Below are 15,529 nucleotides of genomic sequence, written 5' to 3' on the forward strand. Positions count from 1 at the left end.
GAGCCGTGAGGGAAAGAGACGGCATGACGGCGGTGCTGATCGGACCGGAGATCGGGACGGCCGCCCGGGTGCTGTCGGGGCTCGTTGGCATCGGTGGCGGTGTCGTCATCGTCCCGGCTCTGGTCCCGCTCGGGTTGACCGCCCACGCGGCCAGCGGGACCTCGCTGGCCGCGCTGCTGATGCCGGTCGGACTGCTCGGCGTGTTCGAGTACGCCCACAGGCACCAGATCAAGATCTATTACGCGATCGGTCTAGCGGTAGGGCGCACACTGGGAGCAGGCGTGGGTGCCTATGTTGCCGGACGATCGCCCGATCTTGTGCTTCAGCGCGTGTTCGGGGTGCTTCTGGCACTCCTCGCCCTCAAGTTCCTGATCTTCCCGACTAGCACACACGGGGGTGAGCTTCGTTGACTGACGGCGACGAAGCGAGTCTGTCCGTCGGATCCTGGTCGCCGGCTTGTGGCCGACCGTGAGCCTGGGCGGGCTCTGACCGGATAGCCCCTATCAGGGCCTTTCGACCCCTGCCACCCGGGAACGGCTGGGTTGAGGCTGGTAGACGGGGTCCGGGGTCAATGCCGACCGAAGGGCGTGGGATTGGTGATGACACGAGTGCGGATGCCGCACCGGCATCTGACTCCGCCCGCCAAGCCCGGGCCGCCGAGCGAGCCACCCAAGCCTCCGTCCCGGCAACCGCAGCCGCTCGGCGGACGGTGGATGTTCTGGTGGATCCTGATGACGGTCCTCATCGTCCTGCTGCTCTCGCGCGCCCGGTCCGGGCCACATACGACTTCACTGTCCTACAGCGACTTCGTGACCAAGGTCGGGGCCAGCCAGGTACAGATGGTCGACATCAACGACAAGGGCGCCGTCAGCGGCAGCCTGAAGGACGGCACGAAGTTCACCACCCAGATCCCCACCGCGCTGGGCACCGGCGCCCAGCTCCAGCAGCAGCTGACCTCCCACCACGTGCGCATCACCGCCAGCCAGAGCAGCAGCGGCGGCTCGGCCTGGCCGTCCGTGCTCTTCTCATTCCTGCCCTTCCTGCTGCTGATCGGCTTCTTCGTGTGGATGGGACGCCGGGCCGCAGGGTCGGTGACCGGCGGACTGAGCGCCATCGGACGCTCACGGGCAAAGATCATCGAAGCGGAGCGGCCCACCACCAGGTTCAACGACATCGCCGGCTACGACGGGGTCAAGCAGGAGATCAGCGAGGTCGTCGACTTCCTGCGCAACCCCGGCCGGTACACCGCCGCAGGAGCCAAGGGACCCCGTGGCGTGATCATGGTGGGACCGCCCGGTACCGGCAAGACGCTCTTCGCGCGGGCCGTCGCCGGCGAGGCGGACGTACCGTTTCTGTCGGTGACCGGCTCCGCGTTCGTGGAGATGTTCGTCGGAGTCGGCGCCTCCCGGGTACGCGACCTGTTCGGCGACGCCCGCAAACGCGCTCCGTCGATCATCTTCATCGACGAGATCGACGCGCTCGGATCACGTCGCGCCGGCGGGGCCCGGCTGGGCGGCAACGACGAGCGCGAGCAGACCCTGAACCAGCTGCTGGCCGAGATGGACGGCTTCGACCAGTCCAGCGGCATCGTCGTCCTCGCCGCCACCAACCGGCCAGACTCCCTCGACCCGGCCCTGCTGCGCCCCGGGCGCTTCGACCGCCAGGTCACCGTGCCACTGCCCAACCAGGCCGAGCGGGCCGCGATCCTCGCCGTCCACGCCCGCGACAAGACCCTGGCCCCAGACGTCGACATGGATGCCGTAGCGCGCGCCACGCCAGGGTTCTCCGGCGCGGACCTCGCCAACCTGGTCAACGAGGGCGCCATCAACGCAGTCCGCGGCGACCGCACCCGCATCGAGCCGCACGACCTGGACGCCGCCCGCGACCGTGTGCTGCTCGGACGCCGGGAGTCCTCCAACGCACTGCTGCCCGAGGAACGCCGCTCCGTGGCCGTCCACGAATCAGGGCACGCCCTGGTCGCAGCACTGTGCGAGCACGCCGACCCGGTGGCCAAGGTCACCATCCTGCCCGCCGGCGTCACCCTCGGCGTCACCGAGCAACTCCCCGAAGCGGAACGACACTTGTACAGTGAGAGCTATCTGATCGACCTGCTGGCGGTGCGCCTGGGTGGGCGCGCGGCCGAACTCGTGGTCTTCGGTGAGGGATCGACAGGAGCCGCCAACGACCTGGCCGGAGCCACCCAGATCGCCACCCGCATGGTCCGCGAGTTCGGCCTCTCCCCCGAACTCGGCCCGATCGGCTACGCCTCCTCCCACCCGCACTACCTGGGTGAGACCACCGAGGAGCCCAGCCGGCCGGCGTACTCGGAGCAGACCCAGCGCATCGTCGACGAGGAGGTCGCGCGTCTGCTGCGCCAAGCCGAACAGCGTGCGATCACGCTGCTCCGCAGCCACCGGCCCGCCCTGGAACATCTGGCCGAACAGCTGGTCATCCACGAGACCGTCGATGGCACCGCCGTCCTCGACGTCCTGCGCCAGGAACACAGCCAGACAGACGGGAAAGGTGATGACCACGCCGTCAACGCGTCACCGCCCCCTGACCGTCCGGAGCCAGGAGTTCACACTCAGCCTCACTGATCGTCAGCAACACGGTGGTGGCGGCCTTGCCATCCTCTTCGCCGCCGACAAGGGATTGCCAGGCGCATCCGCCGTCCCTGCCCGCTCCTCAGCCAGCGCATCCAGCACCCGCTCCCCGACCCGCCCGCGCCGCCCAGTCAGGGCACGGAAGGCGTCGAAACGGCCGCCCACGTTCATGACCCAACCTCACCATCCCTTCGCCGACCCGCATCCGGGACCTCAGGTGACGCGACGAAGGCAGCAGTCAGTCCGCTGCGGCTCGTCGCCTGAAACGGCAGCGCGCGAAGACGGCGAGATCTTTCGGAGGGCGCCAGGCATCGTCTCGCGCGCCTGGGGCTGGCCCGGGCCAGGCGGTGTGGTCTCACGCAGTTGCGGAGCAGCTTGGTCTGCCCCATGCGGCGGGGCTGGGGCCTGCGGGCTGCTTTGCGGATCTGGCCGCGCCTCATGGCCGCCGTCATGTGCGGGTGTATGCGGGATCCGCGTGCTTCGCGGCCCGCGGCGGGCGGCATCTGGGCGAGGTGAAGCAGGGGCTGGGTGTCGCCGCGGACGGGGTGAGCGCGGATGGTGAGGTGTCGCTGTGGAGGTACTTCCCGCCTCTGGATGGCTCGGTGTGTGGATTCCCGGCTACTCGAAGGCAACACAGGCATGCCGGGTGCAGGACCTGACGCAGCGCAACGTGACGTCAGCCTGGAGCGCGGGCATGGAGTGCTGGACGGTCAACAACCAGCACTTCCTGACCGTCGCGAACACACGATGCGACGTCACGAGATGATCATGGTAGAACGTGAGTACAACCCCCCGTGAGAAGTGTACGGCGAGTTGCAAGAGCGCCCGAGGGCCCTTGTGCATGTGCTCCTGCCAGGCAGGAGACCATGGCGGAGGAAGATGGATGACCGGCTGGCCGGTGGCCGGCGAGGGAATTCTCGTCCTACGACGACAGGGCTCTCATGGCAGTCGGCCGGGCCGGCACCGGCTGGAACTTCGCCTTCGACGGCGACCCCGCCCCGTTCGACCAGCGGCGGTTCGTCTCCCCGGCCGCGGCCGCCGGCGCGGGCACCCGTGCGATGGTGGTGTGGAGCTTCCTTGAACCCGATGACATGCGCCTCTCGGTGCGCCAGCAGGTCCACGGCCAGCGAGGCAACCACGGTGCCGGCGAACGCCGCCCACAGCCAGAACGGCACATCGAGCACGCCGCCAGCCCGTCAGGATCATGGGCATCGCAGGCCACCTGCGGGTCGGACTTCTGTGTGCATCGCTCCTTGCGCACCGCTGCGGCGAGAAAAACTTCGCTGATCGACGCCCCGGCCCTGCATCACGTCACCGCAGAGGAAGAGAGTGACCAAGCCCTCGCGCATGATCCCACGCTAAGCGGTCAGGGCAGCGCCGTCCTCCGGTCACACCGCCGGGCAGACCCGGCGATACGCCCCAAAGCCCCTGTCCGCTGCGGGCACCGGTCGATCGTTGTTTACTGGCTATGAGCGATGACCGGCAGGGCACACGCTGCCGGGAGCAACCGAGCGATGGTGCTTGCCTATGGCTGATCAGGCTCCTTTCGGAACGTGGCGGTCTTCGCTGACCGCCCAGGTTGTCGCACGGGTTCCCCGTCTGCGTACCGTCGCGGCTAAGGACAGCGGGGCGGTGTGGTGGCAGGAGGTCCACCCCACACAGGGCGGACGCTCCAGCGTGATGAGAGGCGGGCGCGGAGCCGAGGCAGCGAACATACTGGTCGCCGATCTCGATGCCATCGGGTTCCGGGACGGCGCCGACCCCTGGCTCCCGGCGAGCGGCAGCACAGCCGTGGCAGCCGTGGCAGCCGTTGACGACAGCCACCGGCTGTTCCTGCACGAACCGGGAGAGGAGCCGCTACCGCTCACCGGGAACGCGGAGGCGGGCAAGGAGAGCGCCGACCGCCGCTCGGCCCTCGTACGAGGGCCGGACGGGGAGACGCCCTGGTGCGTCCGGGAACCACACCGTCATGGAGCAGGCGTCGAAAGGTCGCTGGTGGCGGTGCTGCTCGACGGCAGCCTCACCGTGCGCACCCTGCTCACCACCGCGGAGCACCTGTCCACACCCCGGCCATCGCCCGACGGGGCGTGGCTCGCCTGGCTGCAGTGGCCGGAAGCGCAGATGCCTTGGGACGGCTCGGAGCTGCGGGTGAGCAGGATCACCGGAGAGGGCCTGACCGAGGTCCGGACGCTGCTCGGCGGTCCGGTCGAGTCCGTGTTCCAGCCCGACCACGCGCGGATGATCAGCCGGACGGGCACGCCCGAGCCGCACAGCAAAGAGAGCGGCCGCGAACTTACCGGCACGAGGAGGGTCCAGTTGAAGAACAATCGCACGGCCCACCTGGGCATCGCGGCAGATGTGCCAGGGCCTGATCGCCCCTGCCGAGTGACGGCCCGGCCCGTCACCGCCTCGTAAGGGAGCACGACATGACGCAGAACCAGTCCCCGCAACCCGATGCCGCGCCCGGGCCGGAAGCCCGGTTGAGCCGGCTGGAAGAACAGGTCGCGACCCTGAGCGAGGCCGTCCGGGCACTCGCCCATGGCCTGGAGAGCATCCCGTCACAGGACACTCCGCCCGAGGAAGCGGCACGCGGCGCACGACTCGCCCACGAACTCCTGCTCTCCCTGGGCCTGTAGACGCACCACAGCGCCGGAGAAGACGGAGTCGGCCGTGGTGGCCGACACCGGCACGGGCCGACACCGGGGACGCGCCGGCCGAAGAGGCCACTGGGAGTCGGCTATGACACGTACAGAAGGAACACCGATCGTGGCTGGCATCGACCCCGATCCCGGCAAACGCACGGCGCTCGCCTGGGCAGCCGACGAGGCGGACCGGCGGCACCTGCCACTGCTGCTGGTCCTCGCACAGAACGTACCGACGCCTGGATACCGACCGGCGGGCGGGCTGCCGTCGTGGGAGGAGTGGAACAAGGCGCTGCACGCCTCGGGGGAACGCGTACTGAAGGAGGCAGTGGCCTTCGTCGAGTCCCGCCATCCGCAGGTACCGGTGTCCGGGCTGCTGGCGGAGGGGCATCCGGCGTGGGTGCTGCGTGAGCAGGCGCAGAACGCCACCGAGGTCGTGCTCGGTTCCTGGCATCTGAGTGCTCTCCAAGAGCTGTTCACCTCCGCCGCCGTCACCCTGCCGCTCATCGCTCACGCGCCCTGCCCCGTGGTGGTCGTACCGGAGTCGGAGCACATCACCCAGCAGCCGCCGTACTTCGTGGTCGGAGTCGACGGCAGCCCTCACTCCGCGGCCGCCGTCGACTTCGCCTTCGAGGAGACAGCCCTGCGCGGCGCGATCCTGCGGGCCTTGTACGTGTGGCACCCTCCACGGCTCGGAGTCCTGGACGAGGACGCGGCCGCCCAGGATTGCCGCCGGCTGCTGTCGGAGACCGTTGCCGGGCGTACCGCCGCCCATCCGGAGGTGGAGCTGCACCATGAGGTCGTGCAGGGCCACCCGGTACAGGTCCTTGCCAAGGCGTCCGAACACGCCCTCGGCCTGGTCGTGGGCACACGCGGTCACGGCGGCTTCACCGGCATGCTGCTGGGCTCCGTCAGTCAGGGCGTCCTGCACTACGCACGCTGTCCGGTCATCACCGTCCCGCACGCGCACGATCAGTAGCCCGCAGATCACCGGACTGAGAGAGACCCCCGCACTGGAACGCCCAACGACAGCCATGGCCCGGCGGAGCGTTCTCAACACGGCCCCTCGGACGTCCGGCATCCGCCACATCGCTGTCAGGCTGCCCATTCGGCCAGCGGCGTGCGGTGCTCCGGGGCACGCAGCTGCGCCAGGGCCTGCTTCTCGAGTTGGCGCACCCGCGCGGGCGCCAGCCCTACCTGGTCGGCGGTCTGCTTCACCGTCCGCGGCCGGCCGTTGTGGAAGCCGTACCGCAGGGTGAGGACCAGCGCCTCCTGCGGCGGCAACCTGCCCATCGTCGCGTGGAGTTGCTCGGCGAAGGCGCGGCACTCCGCGACCTCCGGCGCCTGCAGCACCTCGGTGTCCACCATCACGTCACCGACGACGGCATCGCCCTCCGCCCACCGCGGGGTGTCGAGGCTGATCGCCTGCCGGCCCACGTCGCGCAGCCGGGTCACCTTCTGGCTGGGGAAGCCGGTCTCGGTCATCGTGTTGCGTTACCGGAAGCCGGAGTTGCCGCGCACCTTCCGCACGCCCGGGATGCCCGTGGTGCTGGCGGTCGGGGTCGTCTTCTCGCTCTGGCTCATCACCTCCCTGCACTGGCAGACGTGGGTGCGTTTTGCTGTGTGGGTCGTGATCGGGCTCGGTGTGTACTTCGGATACTCCTGTCGACACTCGGAGTTGGCCCGGCGGTAGGGGAGCACCGCCCGGTCGCCGAAGAGGGGGCGACCAGGGCAGGAAACGCGAGGTATCGCACGTGAAGCGGGGGCGGACAGCGATCACACTGCCCGCCCTGCTGCACATGTCGGCTCGTGCCGCGGCGCCCCGTCAGACTCCAGTGATCTCGATGTGCCGTGGCTTGGCGGCCTGGGCCGTGGGGACGGTCACGGTGAGTATCCCGTCGGCGAGGGTCGCTTTGATCTCTTCGGCCTTGACGTCGGCAGCAGCGCCCGCAACTCCAGGCCGAGGACGCAGCGCGAACCCTCGGCCGATGCCGCGATCCGCATTTCCAGCCGCTGTCCCAGCCCGGTGTTCGTCACTCCGGTGCCGAGCGGAAACCGACGGCGGTGTCCTGGGACGGTGGACGGACGGAGAACAAGGCCGCGAGGAGGCCGCCCGCATAGACCGCCAGCACCACCGCAGGCAGGTGCCCGCCCGGGGCGAATCCGCCGATGGCGAGCCTGGCGAGCGCCGACCCGGCAGCAGCGAGGCCGCACGGCAGGAGCGCCGGTGACCACCACCCGGCCACTCCCGGCCCCGAAGGCAGGAGGAGAAGCGGCCGCTGCATCCACATCACGATCACGGTGAGCGGCACAAGTACGACCGCGAGGAGGCCGATCCAGGCCGCCCGCAGGGCCCACCACTGCGCCGACCCGATCGTCGGCTGAGGCATCAATCCGGTGGGGTAGAAGTAGAAGGCGACGGCCACGATGATCACCGGCACCATGTGCCACAGGTATACCGTCATGACGGTGCGGTTGAGCCGGGAGACCAGCCGCCACCAGGAAGGACGGGCGAGCAGGCGAGCCAGGGCAGGCTCAGCCGCGAGCAACAGCCCGGTCTGGGCGGCGGCGAACGCCAGCAGGGCGATCGACGGCGGCGTGGTGTTCCCCACCCGCATGCCGACCCCGATCATGTCAACCGGGAAGGGCCCCCAGGTCAGAAGCGCGGCAAGCAGCACGGTGCCGGTGGCGGCCAACACGCGGCAGCGCCGACGGGGACGGGTCAGCGTGCCGTCCTGCCAGGCGAAACCCCATTGGTGCATCGTCCCCCACACCAGCAGGTAGTTCCCGAAGCCCAGCAGTGGAAGGTGCCGGCCGAGCACCGCGGCATCCACCGCGGCGGCCCCCACAGCCATCACCGCCGGCACCATCGGGCCCCACCGCCGGTGCGCGGCGAGCAACAGCGGGGTCAGCGCGATCAGCAGCAGGTAGACGGGAAGGAACCACAGATGCAGGGCGGCCAGCCAGCCAGCCCGCGCCAGGCCCGCCGCGTCCGCGCCCGCGATCCGAGCCGTGGTGACGGCGAGCACGGCCACCACGACGTACACCGTGGTCGGCCACAGCAGCCGCAGTGTCCGGCCGCGCACCCAGTCCGTCCAGGTCTGGCCCCGCTGGTGGTGGGCCGTCCAGGAGAGCGCGTTGGCGTACCCGCCGACCACGAAGAACACCGGCATCACCTGCAACAGCAGCGTCAGCCAGCGGCCCCAGCCAACGTATACAAGAGCGTTGTGCCCGGACAGATGCCCGCCCTGGTAGGTGACGCTGGTCAGCAGCCAGTGACCCAGCGCCACCGCGCCGATGGCACCCACGCGCAGCAAGTCCGCGCACCGGTTCCGTTCCACCCTCGCTCCTACGACAGACCGCCCTGGCACCATTCCATGTCCGGCATCACTCGTTCCCGCATCTCCCCAATCACCGCCTCACCGCCTGTAGAGGTGTGCCGACGGGGCGACGGACCGCCAGCAGCCGTCGGCAGCAGGTGGAGTTGGTGCCGGGGGCGCCGGGCATGCCCGGGCGGGTCCGGACTGGAAGTGACCGCAGCACACGACCGCGGTGGAGCTGAGCCGCTATGACGCTCTCCGGTGCAACACCGGTCGGCGAGGCCCTCGCCCTGGCAGCGCCCGACCCTGCAGTTTGTCGGAGCAGACATCCTCTGGCCAGCCTGGCCGTTCGCCACCGCGTTCAGTGATCTGCACGCCGCGCCGGGCGTTTCGAACACCTGACGCTGCTACCCGCCGCAGCGAAGGCCAAGGGGGTCAGCGCCTCCCTCCCCGACGGTAACCATCCTCAAGGTCCAGGCAGTCAAACCCCACCACGTCGAGGCCCAGGGCTGACCCGGCCCCACGAAGTGACAAGGCCGGTTGCCTGGAACCGCGGGCCAGCAGCTGTCGTTTGTCGGCGGGCCTGACGATCGCGGGTCTGGTCGCGCACCCCGATGTCCGTCCAGGCACAGGCGGGCCCGCACCGCAGGCCGGCACCGCAACAGCGCCAGGGCATCTCGCGCCCGGCACCTTCCTGGACGTAGCCGAGACCCCAATGACGCCAACGCGCGCGGCCGAAAGGCCGTTGACCGGGATCTCCGCAATCAACTTCTCACGGCCTCGGGGCGGCGTTCATCAGCCAGGTCACCGTACGGCTGATGTCCGACAGCGACAGGATCCCGACGAGTCTGCCCTTATCCATCACCAGGACGCGGTGCTCGGCGCCTGGCTCCATGCGGGGCAGCAGATCCGCCAGTGAGTCGTCCGTACCCGCGACGGTGGTCCGCGACAGCGGCACCATCACCTCGCCCACCGTCACCGCCCCGCTGTTCTCGGGCGGCACCTGCCTGGCGCCGTCCAGGGTCACCAGCCCGACCGGTGCCCCGTCCGCACCGGTCACCGGGAACGCCGAGTGCCGGTACCGGTAGAGTGGGTCGGCCAGCAGGTCCGCGACCGTCAGGGCTGCGGGGACCGTGAGCGGATCCCTTGTCATGGCGTCACGCACCGGGACACCGGCAAGCACACCGCGCAGCTGCGCCTGGCGTCCCTCAGCGGTGGCGGCCGCGATGAGGAACCAGCCGATCAGGGCCAGCCAGAGCCCGCCGAGCCCGCCGCCCCTCATGAACGCCACAAGCCCCAGCCCGATGAGCAGCCAGCCAAGGACGCGTCCCGCCATGGTGGCCCCGGCGGTCGCCCGCAGCCGGTCTCCCGTACGCCACCACAGGAAGGCGCGCAACAGCCGCCCGCCGTCGAGCGGAGCGGCGGGAAGGGAGTTGAAGACGGCGAGCAGCAGGTTGATGCCCCCAAGCCAGGCCACCACCTCGACCAGGAGCTCGGGCGCGGACACCATCGCGAGCAGCCAGGCGCCCAGCACGAAGAGTCCGCCCAACACAAGGCTGACCAGTGGGCCGACACCTGCGGTCCGCAGTTCCGCCGCCGGGCTCGACGCCTCCGACTTCAGCCGGGCCACCCCGCCCAGCAGCCACAGCACAATGTCGTCCACGACAACCCCGTTGCGCCGCGCCACCACGGCGTGCGCCAACTCGTGGGCGAGCAGAGAGGCAAAGAAGACCACGGCAGCCCCAAGGCCCGCCACCCAGTACTCCACCGGGGAATGGCCCGGATACACCTGAGGGAGACGGCCCTGCGCGAGGCCGAACGCGATGATGCCGAAGATGAGCAGCACGCTCCAGTGGACCCCGATCCGGACCCCCGAGATCCGCCCCAGCGTGAAGGTCGCCCGCACAGCGTCTCTCCCCTGCTCGAACTCGCCCCAGGACAGACCGGCGGTGCCCGCTCCCCGGTCAAACGCCGAGGCTCCGACCCCGACGTCCTGGGATCTCCGTGTGAGTGGTGCGAGTCCGCAGACAAGCCCCCCACATGAAAGAGGCGGAAACGACATCCTTCCATCGCGCGGCCGCGTCCTCGCTCCGTCCGTCCTCGCCCAGGAAAGCACGATCCGGGCCCCGGTACAGTGCCGAACGGGCGTCACCAGGGCCATCCGGCCCCAGCTCGCAGTTCGTGTGCCGGGCCCCGACTCCGCTCTCCCGCACGGGCCGGCTCACGCCGGACCGTGGGCCGTGCTGTCGACAGCCACGTAGTCGCCCGGTCCACCCTCACCCACCAACTCGCCTACGCGTTCGATGAGCACCGATCGCCCATCGGCTACGCCAGGCGGCGCGAGCTGTTCACCAACTCCATGTTCACGTTCGATCTCGACGCCCATGGGCCCGGAGCGCGGCGACTCGGCGCGGCCGATCCCGTCGTGGAGGTCGCCGCCGCAGCGCTCGGCCATCCCCGGTCCGCGCGGTGCCGAAGCTCGCCCAGGCGGGCGGCTGCCGCACGCCCTCACGAGCAGCGTGCGCAGTGAACGGCCCGGCCACGCGGTGCTGATCCGCGGTGCCGCGGGGGTGTCGGGAGCCCTGGGACGGCAAGGCCGGGCGTCCCGGTCGCCCGGCGGGCTGCCACGGCGCAGGAGGGAAGAGGCAGACAGTCCCGATCCCGATCCCTCCCCGGGAGGTGGATGCAATGACGTTGCCTGTACGGCACCGGCACGGCAGCCTGCTGGAGCGGGCCTTCCCCTGAGGGAACCGCACGGCCTCAGATTTCGGCGAAATGTTCGAGAGGATGAACCGGTTCCTGGAAGCCGCCGCGCCCCGGTGGACCGAGACCATGGCTTGGGCGCCACTGGCCGACCTGTACGAGACCGACGACGCATACGTGGTCGAGTGCGAACTGCCCGGCCTCAAGCGCGAGGACATCGACGTCGAGGTCAGCGAACGCGAGCTGTGCATCACCGGAGAGCTGAAGGAACGCGAGGGCGTGCTGCGCCGCGCCACGCGCCGCAGCGGTCACTTCGAGTACCGTTCGCTGCTGCCCGCCGAGGTCAATTCCGAGCAGGTAAGCGCGTCTCTGGCCGACGGCATCCTTACCGTAACCGTCCCCAAGACACAGGCGACCAACCCCCGCCACATCGAGATCACGACCTGACCAACCTGACCACCGTGTGAGGGAATCAGGGTAAGCCGCCTGGTCGGGCGGTGCGGTCGGATCGTTGGTCTCGCATCGCATCGGTCGGCGGGCCGCGACAGCCCGACGGCGCCCAGGGGGCATGATGGAGCCGTTCGAACAGCTCCCGCGACCAGAGCCACGCCTTCCCGGCGATCTTCGGCTGCGGCTGATTGCCGAGCTGGACCAGATCGGCAAACGGCTCCAGGAACTGGCCCGTGCCCAGAACCGGCTCAAGAAACTGCTGACCGCAGTGTTGGCCATCAGCCGGGAACTGGGAGCTCAAAGAGCCGTCGGCCTGTCGGAGAGCGAACGCGCGGCCGTTGGCCTGTCTGGAGTTCCCCCGTGGCCGCGGCCTGCTCGGCAACCTGATCCTCCACCCGGGCCGGTGCGGGTCGACGACATTCCCTCCCTCCCACCCGGCCGCGGGCAGCTTCCCGCCCGGCCCCCGCGCACGCGTACTCTGCTGGGGTCGCCATCAGCGTCCGCGGCGAGATCTATGGCGACCTGTACCTGTCCGAACGCCGCGACGGACGGCCCTTCGACAGCACCGCCGAGGACATCGTCATCGCTCTGGCGCGGGGCGGCCGGCATCGCCACCGACAACGCGCGCCTGTTCGCACAGGTCCGTGCTGGCTCTGAGCAGTTCCAGCGGCTGCTGTTGCCGACCCTGCCCGACCTGCGCCCGCTCACTGGCGCCGCCGTCCACCGGCCCGCCACCGCTCCCGCCCACCTGGGCGACGACGGGTACGGCACCATCCTCCTACCCGACCCCCAGACGGTTCCCTCATCGCGGGTCACCGCCCGATGCAGCTCACAAAGTAAGCAACAGGTAAGGGATCACTGAAAGGGATTCCCCCTTCATCTACCCGATGCGATATGAGCACAGTGGGTTAGGAACGGACACAGGAGGTGTCTGACGTGGCCGAACATATATTCCCAGGCATCGAAGAACACCCGGACATCCTTGCGCTGCGCGTAAGCTCCGACCGAGCGACGACGACGCCGACAGCGCAGATCATGGACGGACTCGGCCTGCTGGCCGGCCTGTACCTGGCGGCATCGGCATGAATTGTGGGCTTCAACGCCACCCTGCCGACACTCGCCGTCACCAACCTGATCGCCGGTCTCGCCTACGCGTTTCTCATGGGCGGTGGTTTCGGCTCCGCCTTCGAACGCACGCACGCGATGTGCTGGGCGGCTACCGGGATCGGGGTGTGGACGATCGTCGCCCCCTGGGTGGTGTCCGGTGCCAGGAGTTCGCACCCCGCCGCGGTGATCGCCAGCAATGCCCTGGTCGGCGGCTTCGCCGCCACCACCGGGGTGCCTGGGCTGATGGCCAGGCGTCGGACCTGACACCCGATGGCCTGTTGGTGGGACCGAGTCAGTCACTCGGCCCCACCAACAGACGTCGCGCAGGTAGCCGCTGCCGCGGCATCGCTCACGCCGAGATGATCACTACTGATGGACTTCGGCCTGTCGACGCACGCCGCGCCGCGCGCCTGCTGGCACGGCCGTGTCCTGGGAACGACGCTCACACGGCGATCGACCACTGCTGGCAGCACCACCACCGCCCCGCCCCTGCCGCACTTGCCGTCGAAGGACGAGGTGGACCGGCGGCTCGGCAAACCGTGCCGCGCGGCCGTGCAGTTGGCCGGTGCCCGGGCCGACGAGGAGCCAGACCGTGAAGCGTTCGCCCGGCTCGCCGCCCGCTCGAATTCCTTTCTCGCCGAGCTCGAGGGGCCGGCCCCGGTACCCGTACCAGCAGCGGTGAAGCACAGGTCCGGGACGGCTGCGCCCGCAAGGTCGACGCTGCCCAGCGGCCCCGGACGTGGCCCACGGGCGAGGTGGCCCGGAGGCCGTTATGTCCTGTGATGAGGCCAGGACGGCGAGTGCTGGCAGAACGCGGCCTGTCGGCGGCCGCATTGCAGGTCGGGCCGTCGTTCCGGCGACAGGCGATGGGAGAGGGCCGGCGATGGCGCGCACGCCCCGGTCGGCTGGGGTGGCGGACTGCTGCTGATCACGGGAGAGTGGAAGCAGAACCACTCGAGACAAGGCAGGTGGGCGAATGAGCAACGACGCAACGCCCGCTCCGCGGATCGTGGTGGGCGTCGACGGCTCCGAGCCGTCGAAGGCAGCACTGCGGTTGGCGGCCGACCAGGCTGAGCTGACGGGTGGTGTGGTCGACGCGATCTTCGCCTGGGAGCTCCCGCCGAGCTGGTACGGCCTTGCACCGCCCACGGACACGAAGTCGGCCGACTACCACGAGCAGGCGCGCGAACTCCTCGACCGGGTGATCGACGAGGTCCTCGGGCCGGAACGCCCGGTCGAGATCCGTCCCCGCTCGGCCCAAGGGCACCCAGCCGCCGTCTTGCTGGATGCCGCCGCCGGGGCACGCCTGCTGGTCGTGGGCAACCGAGGACACGGCGGATTCGCCGAGGCACTGCTCGGCTCGGTAAGCCAGCACTGCGTCCAACACGCCCCGTGTCCCGTCGTCGTCGTGCGCGGCCCCCGCCACCACGAGACATGAACTCGCGCCCCAGGAACCGACGTCGGCGCCGTGGCCCGTCCCCCGCGAGACGCTTCGATTCACCGACAGCGCGGGATCATGCGTCCGGCGGAGGGCATGGTGACCGACGCGGAGCACGGACCATCGCCACGCGGCCATCGGAGCCTTCCGCACACCGGTGATCTGTGCGTCGAGGCATGGGCGCCGACGCGTGAGGAGTGCATCGCCGAGGCGGGGTGGGGCATGGTCGGCAGCTTCGCCGACCTGCCCGCGGGCGCCTCCGGCGCCACCCGGGAGTGCGTGGTGTCCGCCGAGGACGACGGACGGCTCCTCGCCGCCGTACTCGAGGAGGTCATCTACCGCTACCGCATGGACACCGTAGGCGAGCTTCCCGTGGACATCGCCGTGACGCCGGCGCCGGGCGGGGTGCGCCTGCGTTTCACAATGACCGGCAGCTCGGCGGCCACGCAGATCGGGGCCGTGCCCAAGGCCGTCTCCGTCCCTTCCCCGATACCCCGGAGACGACGCCCCAGCGGGCCGGACGACTTCGACGCCTGGGTGTGCCGAACCGTCCTCAACCCCCGGATCCCCTTGTTCCTGGAGGCACATCACCCGATACAGGAGGAGACCGACCACTGGGACCGTGCGCTGTGCCACTCCGCGCTCGCCGCCATCGCCTCGGGCTGCTCGACACAGGGCGAGATCGCCGAATGTCTCGGCACTCCGCTCACCGACGCCTCCCACTGCCTCGCGCTGCTGCAGGCAAACGGTCTGCTGTACAGCGAGCCCGATGCCTTCCGTCCGAACCGCGTCCGGCTGCGCATCGCGGAGCCGCTGCTGGCCTTCGAGCACGCGGCTGTCTGGCCCCATCGCTCGGCGCTGGCGCAACAGGACGCCGTCGCTGTCTGGCGGCACGTACGTCCCGTCTTCGACTCTGCGGTGACAGGCCCTCACTTCGCCCAGATCTGCCGGGACTGGGTCATGGACTTCGCCGACCCCACCGTCTTCGGCGCGCACCCCGCGACCGCGGCACACGGCTCGCTTCCCGACCCCGGCACGCCGTGCCGGTCCGGAGGCAGAAGACGCAGCAGCGGAAGTGGTCGTACGCGGCCGGGCGGACGCCCGTTACGGGCCCCTGCTGTCGGTGGGAACGGCACGCTGGGACGAGGTCATGGACCTGCACCACCTGGAACCGGTGCCTGTCAAGTCAAATGAAACGAATGTGATGCTATGAAATCTGTTGTTCGGTTTGGCGTCGTTTGGCGGGGTCGTTGATCCATGCCTGGC

General features: G+C 69.9%; 16 protein-coding genes and 2 pseudogenes. 13 read left to right on the forward strand and 5 right to left on the reverse strand.

Annotation, left to right across the window (positions count from 1 at the left end; translation table 11 throughout):
* The first annotated feature begins 23 nt into the window (after nucleotides 1-23).
* The 3 genes from ABZ656_RS21755 to ABZ656_RS21765 all read left to right on the forward strand — a co-directional run bounded on the left by ABZ656_RS21755 (nucleotide 24) and on the right by ABZ656_RS21765 (nucleotide 3,369).
* A complete protein-coding gene (locus tag ABZ656_RS21755; RefSeq protein WP_101402944.1) occupies nucleotides 24-410 on the forward strand; it encodes a TSUP family transporter in 387 nt (128 codons plus the stop codon).
* 189 nt (nucleotides 411-599) lie between these two features.
* The gene (gene ftsH / locus ABZ656_RS21760) at nucleotides 600-2,597 is read left to right on the forward strand and encodes an ATP-dependent zinc metalloprotease FtsH (RefSeq protein ID WP_180362265.1); all 1,998 of its coding nucleotides are present in this window, start codon (nucleotides 600-602) and stop codon (nucleotides 2,595-2,597) included.
* A 577-nt stretch (nucleotides 2,598-3,174) separates the two neighbouring features.
* Complete coding sequence (locus ABZ656_RS21765) at nucleotides 3,175-3,369, forward strand: hypothetical protein (protein ID WP_129592207.1); 195 nt, start codon at nucleotides 3,175-3,177, stop codon at nucleotides 3,367-3,369.
* A 304-nt stretch (nucleotides 3,370-3,673) separates the two neighbouring features.
* Here ABZ656_RS21765 and ABZ656_RS21770 read toward each other — a convergent pair.
* Nucleotides 3,674-3,787, reverse strand: a pseudogene (locus ABZ656_RS21770) (TerC family protein); the annotation flags it as partial.
* A gap of 448 nt (nucleotides 3,788-4,235) precedes the next feature.
* Here ABZ656_RS21770 and ABZ656_RS21775 point away from each other — a divergent pair.
* The 3 genes from ABZ656_RS21775 to ABZ656_RS21785 all read left to right on the forward strand — a co-directional run bounded on the left by ABZ656_RS21775 (nucleotide 4,236) and on the right by ABZ656_RS21785 (nucleotide 6,224).
* Nucleotides 4,236-5,018 carry a hypothetical protein gene (locus tag ABZ656_RS21775; protein ID WP_101402941.1) on the forward strand — a complete coding sequence of 261 codons (783 nt, stop codon included), beginning with the start codon at nucleotides 4,236-4,238 and terminating at the stop codon, nucleotides 5,016-5,018.
* A gap of 11 nt (nucleotides 5,019-5,029) precedes the next feature.
* On the forward strand, nucleotides 5,030-5,239 hold the full coding sequence (locus tag ABZ656_RS21780; RefSeq protein WP_101402940.1) for a hypothetical protein: 210 nt from the start codon (nucleotides 5,030-5,032) through the stop codon (nucleotides 5,237-5,239).
* A gap of 103 nt (nucleotides 5,240-5,342) precedes the next feature.
* Nucleotides 5,343-6,224: a universal stress protein gene (locus ABZ656_RS21785; RefSeq protein WP_101402939.1), complete on the forward strand. Its 882-nt coding sequence runs from the start codon at nucleotides 5,343-5,345 to the stop codon at nucleotides 6,222-6,224.
* Nucleotides 6,225-6,340: 116 nt separating this feature from the next.
* Here the strand turns inward: ABZ656_RS21785 and ABZ656_RS21790 are convergent, their stop codons facing one another.
* Nucleotides 6,341-6,730 carry a sigma factor-like helix-turn-helix DNA-binding protein gene (locus ABZ656_RS21790; RefSeq protein WP_101402938.1) on the reverse strand — a complete coding sequence of 130 codons (390 nt, stop codon included), beginning with the start codon at nucleotides 6,728-6,730 and terminating at the stop codon, nucleotides 6,341-6,343.
* Between ABZ656_RS21790 and ABZ656_RS21795 the strand changes: the two are divergent.
* Nucleotides 6,723-6,938: pseudogene (locus ABZ656_RS21795) on the forward strand (amino acid permease C-terminal domain-containing protein); the annotation flags it as partial. The gene ABZ656_RS21790 and the pseudogene ABZ656_RS21795 sit on opposite strands and share 8 nt — an antisense overlap.
* 132 nt (nucleotides 6,939-7,070) lie before the next feature.
* Here ABZ656_RS21795 and ABZ656_RS21800 read toward each other — a convergent pair.
* The 3 genes from ABZ656_RS21800 to ABZ656_RS21810 form a co-directional block, all read right to left on the reverse strand.
* Nucleotides 7,071-7,364 carry an Hsp20 family protein gene (locus ABZ656_RS21800; protein WP_360269883.1) on the reverse strand — a complete coding sequence of 98 codons (294 nt, stop codon included), beginning with the start codon at nucleotides 7,362-7,364 and terminating at the stop codon, nucleotides 7,071-7,073.
* Nucleotides 7,279-8,586, reverse strand: coding sequence for an acyltransferase family protein (locus ABZ656_RS21805; protein WP_360269885.1), 1,308 nt, complete (start codon nucleotides 8,584-8,586; stop codon nucleotides 7,279-7,281). Before ABZ656_RS21805 ends, ABZ656_RS21800 begins: the two co-directional genes overlap by 86 nt.
* Before the next feature lie 751 nt (nucleotides 8,587-9,337).
* Complete coding sequence (locus ABZ656_RS21810; protein WP_360269887.1) at nucleotides 9,338-10,471, reverse strand: site-2 protease family protein; 1,134 nt, start codon at nucleotides 10,469-10,471, stop codon at nucleotides 9,338-9,340.
* Between the two features lie 327 nt (nucleotides 10,472-10,798).
* Between ABZ656_RS21810 and ABZ656_RS21815 the strand changes: the two genes are divergently transcribed.
* From ABZ656_RS21815 to ABZ656_RS21840, 6 genes are all read left to right on the forward strand, one after another.
* On the forward strand, nucleotides 10,799-11,095 hold the full coding sequence (locus ABZ656_RS21815; RefSeq protein WP_101402934.1) for a hypothetical protein: 297 nt from the start codon (nucleotides 10,799-10,801) through the stop codon (nucleotides 11,093-11,095).
* Nucleotides 11,096-11,340: 245 nt separating this feature from the next.
* Entirely contained in the window at nucleotides 11,341-11,715 is a 375-nt protein-coding gene (locus tag ABZ656_RS21820; protein ID WP_180362263.1) for an Hsp20/alpha crystallin family protein, read from the forward strand.
* 939 nt (nucleotides 11,716-12,654) lie between these two features.
* Entirely contained in the window at nucleotides 12,655-12,804 is a 150-nt protein-coding gene (locus tag ABZ656_RS21825) for a hypothetical protein (RefSeq protein ID WP_360269890.1), read from the forward strand.
* Nucleotides 12,805-12,807: 3 nt separating this feature from the next.
* Nucleotides 12,808-13,089, forward strand: coding sequence for an SPW repeat protein (locus ABZ656_RS21830; RefSeq protein ID WP_360269891.1), 282 nt, complete (start codon nucleotides 12,808-12,810; stop codon nucleotides 13,087-13,089).
* 712 nt (nucleotides 13,090-13,801) lie between these two features.
* Nucleotides 13,802-14,263 (forward strand): universal stress protein, encoded by a 462-nt coding sequence (locus ABZ656_RS21835; protein ID WP_101402933.1) that lies wholly within the window; start codon nucleotides 13,802-13,804, stop codon nucleotides 14,261-14,263.
* A gap of 78 nt (nucleotides 14,264-14,341) precedes the next feature.
* The gene (locus ABZ656_RS21840; protein WP_360269894.1) at nucleotides 14,342-15,457 is read left to right on the forward strand and encodes an archease; all 1,116 of its coding nucleotides are present in this window, start codon (nucleotides 14,342-14,344) and stop codon (nucleotides 15,455-15,457) included.
* The last annotated feature ends 72 nt before the right edge of the window (nucleotides 15,458-15,529 follow it).

This window comes from Streptomyces sp. NPDC007095, from assembly GCF_040634475.1.
In the GTDB taxonomy this organism is placed as follows: domain Bacteria; phylum Actinomycetota; class Actinomycetes; order Streptomycetales; family Streptomycetaceae; genus Streptomyces.